We start from the raw sequence: 17,581 nt of genomic DNA on the forward strand, positions 1-17,581 counted from the left end.
TTCTACATCATTTATACAATAAAAAAAAGAGCCTATTTGGCTCTTTTTTCTCTTACCTGCTATGATTTAAAATTCTATGTTGTTTTTGTTTTTTATTACAATTCAAATCCTAACTGCTCATGTTCTATTTTCTTAAATTCAACCTGCTCCACTGCAACCTGACTTCTTACCTCCATTATCACTGTCTGCTGCTTATTACCAATAAGTTTTTGACCAAGTATATAATTCACATCAAACCTACCAGAAATAGCAGGTGTTGCGCCACGTGCCGGTACAATGAGCTGAACATTATTTGTTTTTAGAAACTCAAATATAGGTTCCCAAATATATATGTCTTTGGCTGCTCCAAATGGATTATCTATAAATATAGTTTTTCTCAATTTATTATTATCAGCATTAAAGGAATTTATATTTTTAATATAATTGATGATGGATATTAAAAATTGAATATATATTCCTTGTGACTGACCTGTACTACCAACTGCCTGCTCATATTCTAATGTTTTACTTTGCTCTGATATCTGCTCTCTTTTGTAAAGTTTTAAAACTATTTTATTCATGTCGGTTACAATAACAGAAAAAAGTCTTTTAAGAGCTATTTGATTTTTAATATATTTTATTTTATCCACGGCATCATCCATATTATCAACATTCTTTATTATCTCTTCTATATACTGCGATATATGGAACTTTTGCTGTTCTTCCTTAACATAGGGTAGCTGAAGACTAACCATTTGTATTATCTCATTATTCAGATTTAATCTTGATAAACGTGGTAATCTATCAAGCTCTGTTTTCACATCTCTGCAACGTTGGAGACATTGATTTTGAAAATTCTCCTTTATTTGCTCCATATCCTTAATATCATTTTGTATTTTTCCCTTTTGAAGAGATATAAGTTCTTTAATATTTTCTAAATTTTCTATAAGCACTCTGCAATCTGCATTTAATAATGGAGCCTTAATGCTTCTTAAAAATTCCTCCGCTAGATCAAAAGCTCCCATCTCTTTAAGAATTTTTATATTTTTCTCTTTATTACTTTCAAAATTCACCTTACTATTTTTTTCTTTAATACAAACTTTATCAAAGTCTTTTTCTAGACTTTCATAATAACTTTTTATGTCAGGAATGTCTTCTAGCATATCCTTTGTTTTATCTTTAGAAATATTATTAGATCTTAAAACTACTTCAATATTAACTATAATAGCTTTTAATTTCTCAATAACTTTATTAATCTTAATTTGCAGTGTTAAAAGTTCTGCTTTTTTCAAAGCAAGTTTTTCTCTTTTGCGAGTATTGTCCTCTTCAAATTGTTGAAATTTAAACACTTCAATTTCAATAGCTACATATTCACCAAAATTCTTTGAAAAACTATCTTCTAATAATTCAATCTTTCCACCGATACTACTTCTCGCTAATGTATACTTTTGAACCTCTTTATTAACCAATTCTTGCTTTTCTTTTAAGATTTTATGTTCTTCTTTTAATCGTTTTAATTCTTCCTTCTTTGTTACTAAAATCTCATTTCTCTTTTTAAGTTCATAAAGCTCCTCTATAGAATATTCTCTATTATCAATTTCACTCTTATCTTTATCCATATTGTTTTGATAATTTTGTAGAAGTTGATCTTTGTCTTTTATATCTGAATTTTTTTCTTCTAATGCTGTTTTGCTTCCTCTGAATTTCGCATCTATTTCATCATCAGTTATATTTAATTCTTCATATTTATGGTTTTTGTAATATGTTTTATACATTTTAGTCCATTCATCATTTACTTCATCTATTTCTATCTTTAAGTGACTATTTACCTCAAGTTCATTTTTTTGTTTACTTTCCTCTATTATCATTTGTTTTTGAGTTTCCATATGTTCTAATTTAAAAGAATTTAAACTTTCTACAAATTTCCGAAATATATTTTCTTCCAAGTCCAAATTATCTAAATCAATTTTTAATTCGTTAATATTCTTTAAATCTTTCTCTAAAATAGTTAGCTTATTTTCTAAATCTATGTTTTGTAAATTTATATTTTTTATCTTGAGTTCGAGTCCATCTATAGCTTTACTACAAATTATCCTCTCATTTTCCAATGAAAGTTTTTCAATACTTAATTTAGCATAATCTTCTTTAATCCCCTCTATTTTATTATCATAAGAAAACTTGAACTCTTTAATATATGTATTATCTATTTTTAAAGTTTCTTCATTTCTTTTAAGAAGGTCTAGATTATCTCTTATTTCTGATATTTCTTTTTCTATTTTATCTTTTTCCTCTTTTATCTTTTCTAAATTTATAAATTTAGACTTATCTTTTACAGCAAAAATCAAGCCATCAATTTTAAAATCAAGGCCATCTTTAATAGTATCTAAACTAACAATTGGAATAGCATAGTTACCAAAATCACAGTCCTTAAACTTTTCATCTTTAAGAAGTTTATTGAAATTATAAGTTACAATAATGCAGTAAGGCAAAAAAGGTATCTTACTTAAAAGAGTTTCTTTTTCCTCTATTGAGAGGTCTTTAAGATATTCTATTCCCAATATTCCATCCTCATTATAGTTCCTATTAATATATTCTTTTACTTTTAATATTTCTTTAGTTGTAGGCATTGGTTTATCTTCATCTAACTGAGTATAATAATCTAATGATTGTTGTAATTTCTGCTCCTGCGCAAATATTGCTTTGAGTAACTCTTTATATTTACTTTCTAGACTATTACTTAAAGATAAAACATCTTGCGCCTCATAAACTTCTAATAATTTATTGACCTTAATTTTATCTATGTCATACTTTTGCGTAAAACTATTACGTTCTACTATTTTACCTTGAATTGAAGTTATTTTTTCTTCATTTTTAGTAATATCAATTTTATAATTGCTATTTTGTTCTGATAAAGAATCTAATGAATCCTTATTTTGTTTTATCTTTTCCAGAGCTTTTACACTATCGTTTTCAATTTTTTTAATATCACCATCTATATCACCTATAATCATAATGTTAAGCTTACTTCTAAGAGTTTTAACCTTTTTCTTTAACAAGTTAAGCCTATCTTTTGATTGCATTATATTACTTTCAGAGACAGCTATTTTATTATCAATATCTCTTTCTAATTTTGCAGACTGCTTTACCTTAATCGACAAGTCATTAACTTTACTTAAAGACTCAGTTAACTTAATATTTAACTGCTTAAGCTTAATCTCATCTCTAATTTTTTTATTATAGGCTAGTCTATTTAAGTCTGATGTTAAAGTTTCATTGGCCTTAAATATATTATCAATTACCTCTTTTATTTCAAAATATTTGTTTTTGTTTTCTATAAAATCTACGAAATAGTTTTTAACTTGTCTAATATTAATTTCATTATGTACATTGTCAACTTTAAACTTAACATTTTCAAATCTCTCTTGTGAATTTTCAAGTTCACCTTGAGTTATATCTAACTTATTTTTCATAATTTGTAGCTCTATGGTTTGGATGTTTTTTTCTGTTTTCTTATCTTCTTTATTAATGTTATTTGTTTCTTCGTCTATTAAATTTAGTTCTTCGTCTTTACTTTTCTTTTTGTTTTCCAAAGTATTATAGGTTTTTACAATAGACTCTTCGATTTTATCCTTTTCGTCATATACATTAACAAGTGTTTTAGTCCTAATAATAAAGTCATTAACAACACCCGCCTGCCTATCAAATTTTGAAATTTCTTTTTTCTTTTTAGATAACTCTATAATTTTATCCTTGATATCCAAAAGGGTTTTTGCCATTTCTTCCTCATCGTTTACCTTACTCGTTTTAGCCATAAAAGCCTTTTGAATAATTTTTTCTATAAGTAAGTCCTCGACAATCTTTCTTGATGTCCTATAATTTTCCTCAAAGTAACCCCTCACATGACCCTCAGTCTTATTTATTCCCCTAATAATTTCCCATTCACTTTCATATAACCCATGCTCACTAATAAACCTTTGATATTCTCCCTTTCTATCCTCAAATATACCAGAAACCACAACAAAAGAATTATCACTTTGAAGAGTCCTTAATTGTTTTTTTAAGCCACCATAGGTTATTCTTTCTTTATTATCTTGAAGTTGCAAATTATTTATATCATTTTCATTATAAGTATTATAAAATATACAATAATTAAAATAATCAAAAGATGCTGTGTCTTTTTTATTTTCAATATTTCCAGATGTTTCTGTGCCTTTTCTAGCACAAAAACCTGTGGTCATATACTTATATCCTGATTTATCTCCATCGTCTAATCGCCATTCAATTAGTGAGTGAATAACATTACTAGAATCTTTGCCCCTAAAAAGTTTTTCTATAGGTTGCTTGTCATCCAAATGACAGTTGGGTATAAGATTTTGCATAAGCAATAACATTAGTAGGCTTTTACCCCCACCATTTGCAAGGTCATACAAAGTATTACTACAAGAAAGTTCCATTTTAAAATCGTCATATGTTTGAGTACCGTTATTGTATTTAACATTATTTATTCTTACTCTGTTTATTTGCGGCATTAATTAAGTCCTCCTTCTGACATTATCGCGTAAAGCCTACCCCTGAAATCTTCAAAGTAGTTTTCTATAAGTGCCTTAAATCTACCACTCGCATAATACCGTTCCTCTACCTCAATAAAAAGGCCCTGTTCCTTTAGAAAATTAAATACGATTTTTATGTACCCTAGCTTTGAACTTTTATATGCTCTAGCATTTACTGATAAATCAGTGCTATGAGTTAAAGGAAGTTCATCCCACAAAAGAGCTATAACATTAAAACTATTCTCCTCAAGTTCATTTTTCACTATTACATCCAATTTACTAATAATACTTGAAAGTGATCCATCAACGCTGCGCAGAACATCCTCACTTTTTATATATTCTTGAAATGTGTAACTTGATGAATCTTTATAAAACAGTGTAATAATATTATAGATAATAAAATAGCACATATATAATTCTTTATTAACCTTAAGACCCAACATCTTCCTTAATTCTTCATTAGTATAACCAAAAACTTTATTCTTTTCCCCAGCAGTAATATATAAAGCACCTTTATATTGATATAAAGTCAAATTTAGCTTCCCAATCATGCTGGCAAATATATTATACATTTCTATGTTTGAATTGTATTCCTCATATAAGTCTGTATTTTCGCTACTACTTACATTCTCACCAGTAATAAGCTTTGCAAAGAGCTCAAGGGCTTTTTCCATATTCCAGTTATCCAATTTACTTCATCCTTTCAAATTTTATATTTGTAATTTTAAATAAAGATGATATTTCTATTACATCCTCAGGCATTGGTATTACTCTAAATTTAAGTCCTATAAACTCATCTCGGTTTGCAGGTGTTAATAAATTAATTATTATTTTATCAAAGATAGTTTTTTCGTCCACGTCAAGCTTAGATATATCGTAATAACTTTTTTGCGCAATATGCAGTATAAAGGAATAATAATCCCCATTCTTTAAGATATCTCCTCTAAACTTACCCGCTAAATACAAATTAAACTCTCTTAAGGAAAATTGATCCTTCTCCAAAAGAAATTTCATTAATAACTTCATAAATATTATGAAATTAGAAGCTATTCTTTCATCTTCTATATCATCAAGTGATATGTATTCTGTTTCTACGTCCTCTGTAACCTCTTCAATATCTTCCTCATTATTGGGTCTATATGTTAAAAGTTCATCTGTATTTTTTAAATTAAAAGTCTTCTCAAACTTTATCTTTAAAAGCGGATTCATAAGATAAGCTAGAAGCCCGACATTATCTAAAAGAAGAGTCCTTTGATAAACAGTTTTAAAGTCAAAAGACATTCTAAGTTTATTTAATGTAACCTTTTTAATAATTTCATCCGATTTTATCTTAAGGTCAGTAGAAGAATTTAAAAGTGCACTATGCTTTGAAATAGCTCGTTTAATCTCAGTTTCTAAGTTATAAATATATTCCCTGTTTTTAAAAAAATCCTCAGTATCATGATTTTCGTTTTCCTCCATTCTTTCAAGAGCAATTTCTATTAGTTTCTTATTTTTATCAAATAGACCTTGTTCCTCATCAAACCACTTCATACTATTATTAAAAAGTTCATCTGCCTCTTTTATTCCCTCGGTAACGTTGTAACTTAAAATGTTCAAAATTTCATTCTTCCGCTTAATTAATTTACTAACTTCATTATTAATACGTTTTACAACTTCAATACCACCTTTAAAATTCTTAGACTCAATCATTTTAGAGAGCAGTATCTGTTGAATACTTATTTTACTCTCATCCTTTATTTCCTTTGTATCAAGATAAAACTCAATAGCCTCAGATGTTATATAATACCGTATTGTATTACCAGATATTTTTGATTCAATTAATTTGATTCTAGAAGACATCTGCTTTTTCTGAGCCGGGTCAAAGTAATTATACGAAAAAGGTTTTCCATCATTTATAATTTTCTCGAAAATATAATTTACAAGTAAACTGTTCTCTTTTTCATCCAAATACAAATTATAATCTTGTTTTAGAATTTCTGTAATAAAATCAGAAAACTTTTCAAAAGAAACCCCTATATCATTAAAATTATTTTCTTCTATAAATAATCTTAACGTCGCTACTACTATGTATCCCATATCAATAAAATTATATTTACCTTCATTAAACAGGTCTAACGATATCTCCCTTATCTTAAAAAAAGGATAATACTTTTTTAGGTTTTGCATTCTTTCATTATGTTCACTTATTATCTCATCCATATAATCAAATTTTTTATAATTTAATTCATTATTCAAAATCCATCCACTCCTGATCTATATCTATTAATGCAATTGCTTCTTGGGGTATATACTTCTTACTACTTAATATCTCAATAAGCTTATTTGCGTACCCATTTTCAAATTCAGAATTAACCACTTCTATAGCGCAACTTAACACTCTAGGCTGCGTTAAACAATATTTCGAAGGTTCACTGCTTTTTACACTTAATATATCTTCCCCATCAATACAATTACTGCTAACATCCTCATCAACCACAAAATTTCTAAGTCTTGGAAGAACATTAATATAAAAATTATCTAAAAGCACATAATATAAAAATCTACAAATTTTTATATTATAACTAGAAAACTTCTCTTTAAACAGCCTGTATATAAGAAAACCTTCGCTGTCTATATCCCCGAAATATTTAATATTATCACTTAAATTTATATGATACTCCCTTGCAAGGTCAAAAGAACTTATAATCTTTTTCCCTTCGCCATAAATAATCATGTCGAATACTTCACAATACTTTTTATTTTTTAATGTAAAATAAGTATCCTTGTTTTCAATAATTAAGATTTCTCTACTCTCCTTTTGAAAAAAGCTTTCTTTCATATTGTAGAAAAATGGTTCTTGCGTTTTATAACAATTAAAATCTTCATATTTCATTTTTAGATTTAGCAAAATGTCTAATCCTAAATTCTTCTTAATCTTAGGATTTTCAAAAAACTTTTCATCATTAAACAGCTTGAAAGCTAATTCATTTGATGTAAGGTAAGACTTACACTTCTGAATATAATAGTCATTTAGTATTTGTAAATACTTCTTATGTATTTTATATTTTTCTTGATTTCTAAAATAATAATTAAGATTTTTTAAATTTAACTTACTTATCTCAAGTATAATTTTATTATCGTTCTCATTACTTCTAATATTATCAATAACATCAAATTTAAAGTGAATCTTATCACCCTTATGTACTTTCCCACGTGGTTTCAATTTTTCATCACTACATAACTTTTCAATAACATTTTCAAATAAATTATAGTGAGTTGCTCTAATATAATTTACCTTATTATCCTTGTCATCAGAAAAAAGAAGTAATCTCTCTATATCAATAGTTTTATTTTTATAACCTTTAAGATTTTTTACAATACTCCCATATATTTCTTCAAACATGAGGTTCTTCCTTTCTTTAGATCGTATATAATCTACTTATAGTATAAAGCATATGTTTGCTTTTTTCATTAATAATATTTAAAACTTATACTTTATAAAAATAAGCTACCTTATCTAAAGTAAATATTACACTACTTTCATTAATTTCATAATGGTTAAACTTTAATGCGTGGTTAACTTCCGTTTATGACATAAAAACGACATTATAAGACATCCACATTGTATTATAGTTTTTTATGAAGTAATATGTAAATAAGAACTATAAAATACAAATAATGAAATGATTGGTGATAAATTGTGACGAAACTTGAAAAAAAAAGAAAAAGAAGAAAAATAATCGTAAAAAGAAGAAGGTTTGGTTTAATAATAGCAGTTGTAATTACTCTGTCATATTTAATATTTCATATTAACGGTAATGGTGAAATAAATAATAACATTCCTGCTAATGCAGAAATGAACTCAAAGAAAAGTGTAGTAACACCCAAAAAAGTAGATTTAAAACTAGATTTAAAATCATCAAAAACAGATTTTTATAAACATATTTATAAATCAGATGGACATAAAACAGCTTACCTTACTTTCGATGATGGACCTTCTGTTAATAATACTCCTGTGATTTTAAATACTTTAGATAAATATAATATAAAGGCAACTTTTTTTATAGTGGGTAATATGGCATTAAAATATCCTGATTTGGTAAGGAAGGAATTTTCAGATGGACACTCCATTGGAAACCATTCATATTCACATGATTATAATTATATTTACTCTGACACTAACATATTTATAAAAGATATTAACAAATGTGATACTGTACTAAAATTAATACTTGGCAGTAATTTTAATACTAAGTTAGTAAGATTTCCAGGAGGGTCGTTTGGTGCAAAACTAAAACCTTTTAGAAAAGAACTTAATAATCATGGATACAATTATGTTGATTGGAATGATCTAACTGGTGATGCAGAGGGACAAAACATTCCAGTATATAAATTACTAGATAACCTTAAAAAGTATACTAAAGGAAAAGAACATGTAGTTATTTTAATGCATGATTTTTCTACGAAGTCAACAACTGTACAAGCCTTACCACAAGTTATTGAATATTTAAAATCTCAAAATTATTCATTTAAAACACTTCATTAAAATATTCAATAAAATAACATGAAAACATGTAAAAGTTATGAGTTAATTTTAGTTTTACAAAAAGTTCACATTTAACAATTAATTACTATTAAATAATAATAACCTAAGGTTAGATATCATTCACTAATTATTAACTATTTTCAATATGTTAACAACTAATGAATGATTACCCATATGTTTAATCTTAACAGTATATAATAACGATTTCAAAAGTTCTCCTATCCCCCTCTGTGAGTAGGGTAGGAGAAGACATATTATTTAATTTTTATACATAAACTTGTTTTAAATCTTTAAATATCTAAAATTGACATTTTTTATAGGCTGTATTATTATATCAAAGTAGCCGAATCTTCTAAAAGAAGTACCGGGGATTTAATTTTGGGGTGAAACTTAATTCACAAAGTGGGGTACCTCTATCCTAACCCGTCAACTAACCTGGAAGGCATTAGGAGGAATAATGATTAAATTTAAAAGCCATAAGTCAATTTTCTTAGCATCAGCATTAACAATTGGTATTTCAATAATTTCATCACAAAATATATTTGCAGCTACCTTAACAACTAAAAATTACACTGTAAAAAGTGGAGATACCTTATCTAAAATAGCGCAAAAGTGTGGAGAATCATTAGCTACTCTAAGGAGAGCTAATAACAAATGGAATGATTCTATTTTTCCTGGACAAGTTCTAAAGGTTTCAGTAACAACTAGCGCTACTGTAAAAACAAGTGTATCTAGTGTAAAATTTGTTGCGCCAACTTCCAAGAAATATACAGCAAGCGATTTGAACTTACTAGCTAGATTAATAACTGCCGAAGCAGGAGGTGAGTCATATAAGGCTCAAGTTGCTGTTGGAGCAGTAGTTATAAATAGGGTTAAGAGCAGCCGATTCCCAAATTCAATTAGTGCTGTAATTAATCAAAAGTATAACGGTTCTTATCAATTTACCTGTGTACAAAATGGCAATATTAAAAGGTCTGCACCTGCGAGTGATATTAAAGCTGCACTTGCAGCAATTAATGGAACTAATCCAATAAAAAATGCATTATTTTTTAATAATGGTGTTAGAAAATCAGGCTCCATAAAAATCGGTAATATGATATTTATGTAAGACTAAAGAGTAAGAACCCTTTTTATATTTAATATAAAAAGGGTTCTTACTTTTAATTAATTTAGAATTCGCATTTCAAATTCCTTATTACAATTAGGACATTTAACGGTATGTTTTCCCCTAACTCGTTTCAAACGAAGCATCTTCTTACAATGTGGGCATTTGCGAAAACGATGTGTTTTACTTTCTTTTATTTTACGAATTTGAAAAGCTCCTTTCGATTTAATAGGTTTAAAAAACTTCATAAATTTTTCATTTTCCATGTTTCTTTTATAAATATTTCGAGACAATGCTCTGAAAATAATCAAAATCAAAATGACCGACATCAAAACGCTAATTATAGAGGATTTGATAAAACCATTCACAACTATTAAAACAAAATATAGAGCAATCAAAGCAATATACAATTGATCTGTTCCATATCTGCCATACATAAATTGTGCTAACTTATTTTTAAAATTTCCCATTCTACTCACTCCTTCTTAATACTTTTGTCATCAGCACCCACAGAACATTTTTGCAAAACAAATAGCTAAACATATCTTATTAAAACTGATTGTTGGCATACCAAAATCCTGACTTTGCTGCTGATATGCACGACCACCATTTTGTATTTGATTTAATAATCTTTGATATTCAAGATTACTTGGTTCCATTTGAACTGCTGTTTTTGCGTGATTTAATGTTGTAATTGTATTGCCTACACCAGAATTTGCAATTGCACTGTAATAGTACCAATTTGCATTCCTAGTTGTGATATCATTTAGCACATTAAGTGCTTCATTAAAATATCCAGCATTCAAATAACTAGTAACCGAATCAAATTCGGAATATTCATGTCTTTGCTTCTGACCACCATTGAAAGAACCAAATCCTTCAAAAGGGTTGAAGTCTCTAAATGGATTCTCTCCTCCATAAGAACTATTCCCATTACCATATGAATTCTGATCACCAGAAGCTCCCCCACTACTATTTTGGGTAGTTTTACCTCTTTTTATCTGTTCATAAGCAGCGTTAATCTCACTCATTTTTCTTGTGGCATCTTTATCCCCTTGATTCAAATCTGGATGGTATTTTTTCGCTAGTTTGCGATAAGCTTTAGTAATTTCTTCCTTCGAATCAGTTGAAGAAACACCAAGCACTTCGTAAGGATCAGATATCATTATTTGTGCACCCCTTTTGTCTTGTTTTTTTCTGCTTCATACTTTGTCCAAACACCTGAATATAAAATGTTTTCAATCAATCCTTTATCCTGATTAATTGGTAAATCTTTATAATTTTCGATGCAGTCAGCCATAAGCAGGTTTAAAATGTCATAAAAATTTTCAGACGATGACATAATCATCGGATTATAGCGCTCATTTTTTATATCAGCCTTTAAATCCATACAACCATCCATTATATAAATAAACTTACCTAGCGATGTTGCAAATGTTCGTAATTTCTTAGAATATTCATCTTCTCTTAAAACAAAAATTTCGCCCATTAGTTCACCAAAACAATTTGCAGGAACATCTGGGTTAAGCTCTCCTGATTTTTCTAATTCGTAAAGCTCACGAAGGCACTTGCTAATTGCCTTGCATTGATTTGGGTATTGCCTTTCAATGCGCTTATATTGACGTTCAAACAGTTTTGCCGCGCTGAGTGACAATATATTATTATCATCTGTCCAATCGTCAAGAAACTTGTAATAGGCAAGTACTACATTCATGTCAGCCCCATACTCCGTAATTTCATTTTGGCAATATTCATGTAGCTTCAAAGGATGAATGATGCACCTCTCAGTTTGCATTGCAGTATCAGTCTTATAAAGAGCAGAAAGAAATAAAACAAGAAAAGTCATGTCATAAGTAAGTGTGAAACGACTTATTACCCCGCTTCTAGTTCCTAGAGTCTTACATAATCCACAATAAAAGGCTCTATATCTTTCTTTCTCTTCAAGTGTTAACTTCTCCACATTCACCACTACATAACCAAACATACTATTCACCCACCTTATTTATATACTTCACCTACAACTGTTACTTTTCATTATCTTTATTATCTTCATTCTCTTCATTATTACTTGTGGTATTTGAAATATCATCATGTGGAACTTTGCGCTCCATTTCTTCTAACACTTTGGATAACTCATTTACGGCTTCAACCATTTGAGTTTTATCTTTGCCCTTCAATGCTTTCTTGGTGTTTTTAACAGATTCTTTTATAACTGAGCTGTCATTTTTGTCTATCTTTTTCATAACTACTGATGCCTTATAAATTAACTGTTCCGCCTGATCTTTTATTGTGGCTTCTTCTTTATTTTTTGCATCCTCGCTAGAGAACTTCTTTGCATCAAGAATAGCTTGATCAATTTCTGTTTGACTAAGATTTGACGTAGCAGTAATATTAATGTTTTGTTCTTTGCCAGTTCCCAAATCTTTCGCAGATACATTAACAATACCATTTGCATCAATACTGAATGATACCTCAATTTGTGGAACGCCTCTTGGTGCACGGCGAATACCTTTTAGTTTAAATTTACCTAATGTTTTATTGCTCTTTGCCATTTCACGTTCACCCTGCAAAACATGAATTTCAACAGATGTTTGAAAATTACCACTGGTAGTGAAAACTTGGCTTCTTTTTATTGGAAGCGTTGTGTTACGATCAATAATTCTAGAAAAAACTCCACCCATAGTTTCGATTCCTAGAGAAAGTGGTGTTACATCCAAAAGTAACAATCCTTTTACAACACCTACAAGGACCCCAGCTTGAAACGCAGCACCCATGGCAACACATTCATCAGGATTAATACCTTTAAACGGTTCCTTGCCTATAAATTTTTTAACACTCGCTTGCACTGCTGGAATTCGACTAGACCCTCCCACAAGTAAAACCTTGCTAATTTCTGATATATTGAGCCCAGAATCACGCATTGCCTGGTGCATCGGATCCATTGTTGCCTCCACAAGCTTCATTGTAAGTTCATCAAATTTTGCCCTTGTTAATGTAATATTCATATGTACTGGACCTGACTTATTTGAAGTAATAAAGGGAAGATTTACCTGCGTTGATGTCATACCGCTTAGTTCAACTTTTGCTATTTCTGCCGCTTCCTTTACACGTTGCATAGCAGTAGCGTCTTTTTTAATATTAAAATGGTTTTCCTTTTTAAATTCATCTGCAAGATAATCAACTACGCATTTGTCAAAATCATCACCGCCTAAACGATTATTTCCTGCAGTAGCAAGTACTTCAATAACTCCATTATTGATGTCAAGAACAGACACATCAAATGTGCCTCCTCCAAAATCGTACACCATGACTTTTTGAGGTGTTTCTTTATCTACACCATAAGCAACTGCAGCAGCTGTAGGCTCATTAATGATTCGTTGTACATTTAAGCCAGCAATTTTACCTGAATCTTTAGTTGCTTGCCTTTGTGCATCTGTGAAATATGCAGGCACTGTAATTACAGCGTCAGTTACAGTTTCGCCAAGATAGCTTTCTGCATCGGTTTTAAGTTTTTGAAGTATCATTGCGGAAAGTTCTTGTGGTGAATATTTCTTACCATCAATATTAGCCCTGTAGTCACTGCCCATTTCACGTTTAATGGAACTTATTGTACGCTCATGATTAGTAACTATCTGATGCTTTGCAGGCTCACCTATTAGTCTCTCACCTGTTTTAGAAAATGCAATTATAGATGGAGTTGTACGGCCGCCCTCTGCATTAGGAATTATGACAGCCTCCCCGCCTTCCATTACAGCCACGCAAGAATTTGTTGTTCCTAAATCAATACCTATTACTTTAGACATAATGTTCTCTCCTTTTATAAAATATTTTCTTTCAAATAACGTATAATCTCTATAATTTTTATATTTATTAGTCCCTTTTAGTGATGGCAAAGTAATCTTTCTTTGCTGCAATTATGGATGGTATAAGACCTGCCATAAGGTGAACTATTGTACTACCGGCAACAAGTACCATCCAGCCAATCACATGCAGTTTTAAAATACCAAAAACACATATAAAACAATACCCTATTACATCAGAAACAAAACCAACAACAAGTGTTTCAGCATTAAAAACAAGGAAAATACCTTTCCTAGAAACACCTATACTACGTAATACACCTATCTCCTTAGTCCTCTCCAAAGCAGAGATACCTATACTAGTACTAATCATAGTTAAAGATATTCCAAGTAAAATTAATGAAAATACAATCAATTTGAACCTAATTTTCATAATGTACGGCGTAGCACCGCTTGAAAGCAACAAAATAATTGCAATTCCTATGATACCACAGCTTGCAATAAATGAAGTTATGAAAGTTTTTTCTTTTTTGGTCATCAAGCTGTTAACACTTAGGGACAAAGCAGTTAATAAATTCATAGAAGGTTTTTTACCATTTTTCTTTTTTTTATTCTCATTTTTTACTGGCTTTTCTACAACCACATGATAAGGATTAGAATCATCAATTACCTTACCGTCAAAAAGTTTTATAATTCTTGAAGAATACTTCTGTGCAAGCTCCAAATTATTAGTAACAATAATGACCAGTTTATCTTTTGAAATTTCTTTTAGAATTTTCATAATTTTTATACTTGTTTCTAAGTCAAGTGTTCCCGTTGGTTCATAAGCAAGCAAAATATCTGGGTCGTTTACCAGCGCTCTTGCAATTGTAACACGTTGCATCTCACCATAGGACATTTGATTTGGCTTTTTATTAAACTTATCACAAATGCTAACTTTTTTTAGAACTGCAATTGCTCTTTTTCGGCGCTCAAATTTTCTTGCACCAGAAAGTTTCATAGTAAGCTCAGCATTTGCAAGTACAGTCTCATGTGAAATCAAGTTATATCTATGAAACACCAACCCTATAGCATTATTACGATAAGTATCCCAATCTCTATTTGAAAATCCCTTTGTGGATCTTCCATTTATAGATAAATTACCACTTGTATATATATCAAGACCACCAATAATGTTCAACATAGTTGTTTTCCCACAATTTGGCGGTCCCAATATAGATACCAATTCATTCTCTCTGAAGTCAATATTTATACCTTTTAAGGCTTTTATTCTTATATTTCCTGCTGTGTATTCTTTTACAATGTTTTTAAGAATCAGCATTCAATAGACTCCTTTCTTCTATATTATATCTTTAATTATATATTACCAATATTAACTGAATATAAACTGAGGCTAAAATCTAAAAAAAACTATTTACAATAAATTGATAAACTATCATAATATAAGGATAAGAAGGGGGCTTTCAAATGTTTCAAATCTTGGTTGTAGAAGATGATAAAAATACAAGAAAATTAATGGAAGAGGTATTGGTTCAAAACGGTTATGAAGTTATTCTAGCTAGTGACGGGATAGACGCACTTGATAAAATGGATAATCATCATGTTGATTTGATTGTTCTCGACATTATGATGCCACGTATGAATGGTTATGAATTAACGGTCACGCTACGTAGCTGTAATAACACTTTACCAATATTAATGGTAACAGCAAAAGAAACTCATGCTGATAAAAAGGAAGGTTTTATTGTTGGAACAGATGATTATATGGTTAAGCCCATTGACGAGGAGGAAATGATTCTTCGAATTGTAGCACTACTTCGTCGATCTAAAATCGTAAATGAACATAAACTTACAGTTGGAAAAACTATTTTAAATTACGATGCACTTACCGTTTTTCAAAATGATAATACTACGGAATTACCCAATAAAGAATTCATGCTATTATACAAATTGTTGGCCTATCAAAACAAAATTTTTACCAGGCGAAGTTTGATGGATGAAATATGGGATATGAACTCAGGTACAGATGAACGCACGGTAGACGTTCACATAAATCGTTTGCGTGACCGCTTTAAAGATAATTCTGATTTTGAAATTATTACAGTTCGAGGCCTTGGTTACAAGGCGGTGACAAAAGCATGAATAGAATAAAATCTCTAAAAATCACAATGGTCTTTCTTGTATTTTGTATTATGATATCTGCAGGATTATTAACATGGTTAAGTTTTCTTTTTTTGTATTCAACCGGCATTTTCGCATTTCCTGTACTTGCACCAATTATTTCTCAGTTTATTGCATTGTTTGTTAGTATAATTATAGGAACTTCAATTTCGGCTGTAGCAAGTAAAAACATATTGAAACCTCTTAATCAACTTATTAAGGCAACTAAAATAGTATCTACGGGAGACTTTAGCATTCGTGTACAAGAATTAAGCTCTCAATCTGAAATAGCGGATTTACTTAGAAATTTTAATCATATGACAGAAGAACTTAGCAGTATAGAAATGTTTCGTAATGATTTTATCAATAACTTTTCTCACGAATTCAAGACACCAATTGTTTCAATTAGGGGCTTTGCGAAGCAACTAAAAAATGATAATCTTGAAGTCTTAAAGCGAAAAGAATACACTGATATTATTATAAATGAATCCCAGCGTCTAACTAATATGTCTGCAAATATTCTTGTCCTTACCCAATTTGAGAATCAACGAATTATTACAAATCAAACAGAATATGAACTGGATGAACAAATTCGAAATTGCATAATACTTCTTGAAAATCAATGGAGCACGAAAAATATAGAAATCAATCTTAATTTGGATAATATTAAAATTTATGGAAATATAGAGATGCTCTCACATCTTTGGATAAATCTCATTGAAAACGCAATAAAAAACTCAAAAGATAACGGCAATATAACAATCGAGTGCCATGAAACCCTTGATGATATAGAGTTTAAAATAAGCAATGATGGTAATGGCATGGATGATAATACATTGAAGCATATTTTCGATAAATTTTATCAAGGAGATAGATCACACACATCACCAGGTAATGGCCTTGGCCTTTCAATCGTTAAGCGAATTATAGAGCTTAGTAGTGGTGAAATCACAGTGGAAAGTAAAATCAATCAGGGTACAATATTTACCGTAAAACTTCCTAAAATTTAATTACTTAAAAGAGTATTATGAATCAATTGTTGCGTAATTGTAGACCCACCTTGAATTGCTTGACCACTTTTAACATACCTTTTTTGAATTTCTGCATGATTCCTCCATCATTAGTCAATAAATCCCTATTCTTTTGATAAAACGACGAAAAAAGTAACACCTGTCTACAAACAAGTGTTACTTTATTTTATTGAGTATCTAAAAATATTAAATTATTTCTAATATATACATTCTAGCATTAAATCTCTTCTCTAAAATACCTTCTTAAATTTTACAATTCATATTGTCTGAAATTTCTTTATACTTTAAATCTTTTAAATGCACTTGTTCATGTATTAGTTTTGTTTGTTTTATTATTTTCTTTTTGTCTATTTTACCTAAAACTGTAACCATTAATCCGATAAGTGTTACTATTATTGTAAAGCTATAAATAAATAATGTAATCATAA

At 29.6% G+C, this 17,581-nt stretch carries 14 protein-coding genes and 1 riboswitch; of the genes, 4 read left to right on the forward strand and 10 right to left on the reverse strand.

The window, feature by feature from the left end:
* Window positions 1-95: 95 nt before the first annotated feature.
* From KPL37_RS09890 to KPL37_RS09905, 4 genes are read right to left on the reverse strand one after another with little or no spacing between them, the layout of a single operon-like run.
* Window positions 96-4,508 (reverse strand): coiled-coil domain-containing protein, encoded by a 4,413-nt coding sequence (locus KPL37_RS09890; protein ID WP_216148802.1) that lies wholly within the window; start codon window positions 4,506-4,508, stop codon window positions 96-98.
* Window positions 4,508-5,218, reverse strand: a complete 711-nt coding sequence (locus KPL37_RS09895; RefSeq protein WP_246578216.1) for a DUF6063 family protein — start codon at window positions 5,216-5,218, stop codon at window positions 4,508-4,510. The genes KPL37_RS09890 and KPL37_RS09895 overlap by 1 nt, the downstream gene beginning before the upstream one ends.
* 1 nt (window position 5,219) lies before the next feature.
* Window positions 5,220-6,767, reverse strand: a complete 1,548-nt coding sequence (locus tag KPL37_RS09900; RefSeq protein WP_216148805.1) for a hypothetical protein — start codon at window positions 6,765-6,767, stop codon at window positions 5,220-5,222.
* Entirely contained in the window at window positions 6,760-7,914 is a 1,155-nt protein-coding gene (locus KPL37_RS09905; protein ID WP_216148808.1) for a Wadjet anti-phage system protein JetD domain-containing protein, read from the reverse strand. Before KPL37_RS09905 ends, KPL37_RS09900 begins: the two co-directional genes overlap by 8 nt.
* A gap of 297 nt (window positions 7,915-8,211) precedes the next feature.
* Here KPL37_RS09905 and KPL37_RS09910 point away from each other — a divergent pair, with 297 nt between their 5' ends.
* Window positions 8,212-9,057, forward strand: a complete 846-nt coding sequence (locus tag KPL37_RS09910) for a polysaccharide deacetylase family protein (protein ID WP_216148813.1) — start codon at window positions 8,212-8,214, stop codon at window positions 9,055-9,057.
* Window positions 9,058-9,388: 331 nt separating this feature from the next.
* A riboswitch (cyclic di-AMP (ydaO/yuaA leader) is annotated at window positions 9,389-9,517 on the forward strand.
* Window positions 9,515-10,165, forward strand: a complete 651-nt coding sequence (locus KPL37_RS09915; RefSeq protein ID WP_216148816.1) for a cell wall hydrolase — start codon at window positions 9,515-9,517, stop codon at window positions 10,163-10,165. It overlaps the preceding riboswitch by 3 nt.
* Window positions 10,166-10,221: 56 nt before the next feature.
* Here the strand turns inward: KPL37_RS09915 and KPL37_RS09920 are convergent, their stop codons facing one another.
* From KPL37_RS09920 to KPL37_RS09940, 5 genes are all read right to left on the reverse strand, one after another.
* Complete coding sequence (locus KPL37_RS09920; protein WP_216148819.1) at window positions 10,222-10,632, reverse strand: BRcat domain-containing protein; 411 nt, start codon at window positions 10,630-10,632, stop codon at window positions 10,222-10,224.
* A 30-nt stretch (window positions 10,633-10,662) separates the two neighbouring features.
* Window positions 10,663-11,328, reverse strand: a complete 666-nt coding sequence (locus tag KPL37_RS09925; RefSeq protein ID WP_246578217.1) for a J domain-containing protein — start codon at window positions 11,326-11,328, stop codon at window positions 10,663-10,665.
* Window positions 11,328-12,146 (reverse strand): DUF5685 family protein, encoded by an 819-nt coding sequence (locus KPL37_RS09930; protein ID WP_216148899.1) that lies wholly within the window; start codon window positions 12,144-12,146, stop codon window positions 11,328-11,330. Before KPL37_RS09930 ends, KPL37_RS09925 begins: the two co-directional genes overlap by 1 nt.
* A 40-nt stretch (window positions 12,147-12,186) precedes the next feature.
* On the reverse strand, window positions 12,187-13,965 hold the full coding sequence (dnaK, locus tag KPL37_RS09935) for a molecular chaperone DnaK (RefSeq protein WP_216148821.1): 1,779 nt from the start codon (window positions 13,963-13,965) through the stop codon (window positions 12,187-12,189).
* A gap of 67 nt (window positions 13,966-14,032) precedes the next feature.
* The gene (locus KPL37_RS09940) at window positions 14,033-15,283 is read right to left on the reverse strand and encodes an ABC transporter ATP-binding protein/permease (RefSeq protein ID WP_216148824.1); all 1,251 of its coding nucleotides are present in this window, start codon (window positions 15,281-15,283) and stop codon (window positions 14,033-14,035) included.
* Window positions 15,284-15,429: 146 nt separating this feature from the next.
* On the opposite strand from KPL37_RS09940, the gene KPL37_RS09945 reads away from it, so the two are divergent.
* Window positions 15,430-16,104 carry a response regulator transcription factor gene (locus KPL37_RS09945; protein ID WP_216148827.1) on the forward strand — a complete coding sequence of 225 codons (675 nt, stop codon included), beginning with the start codon at window positions 15,430-15,432 and terminating at the stop codon, window positions 16,102-16,104.
* Between the two features lie 26 nt (window positions 16,105-16,130).
* Window positions 16,131-17,132: a HAMP domain-containing sensor histidine kinase gene (locus tag KPL37_RS09950; protein WP_246578218.1), complete on the forward strand. Its 1,002-nt coding sequence runs from the start codon at window positions 16,131-16,133 to the stop codon at window positions 17,130-17,132.
* A 264-nt stretch (window positions 17,133-17,396) separates the two neighbouring features.
* Here KPL37_RS09950 and KPL37_RS09960 read toward each other — a convergent pair whose 3' ends face one another.
* On the reverse strand, window positions 17,397-17,579 hold the full coding sequence (locus KPL37_RS09960) for a hypothetical protein (protein WP_216148833.1): 183 nt from the start codon (window positions 17,577-17,579) through the stop codon (window positions 17,397-17,399).
* Window positions 17,580-17,581: the final 2 nt, after the last annotated feature.

This window comes from Clostridium frigoris (genome assembly GCF_018861865.1).
In the GTDB taxonomy this organism is placed as follows: domain Bacteria; phylum Bacillota; class Clostridia; order Clostridiales; family Clostridiaceae; genus Clostridium_AD; species Clostridium_AD frigoris.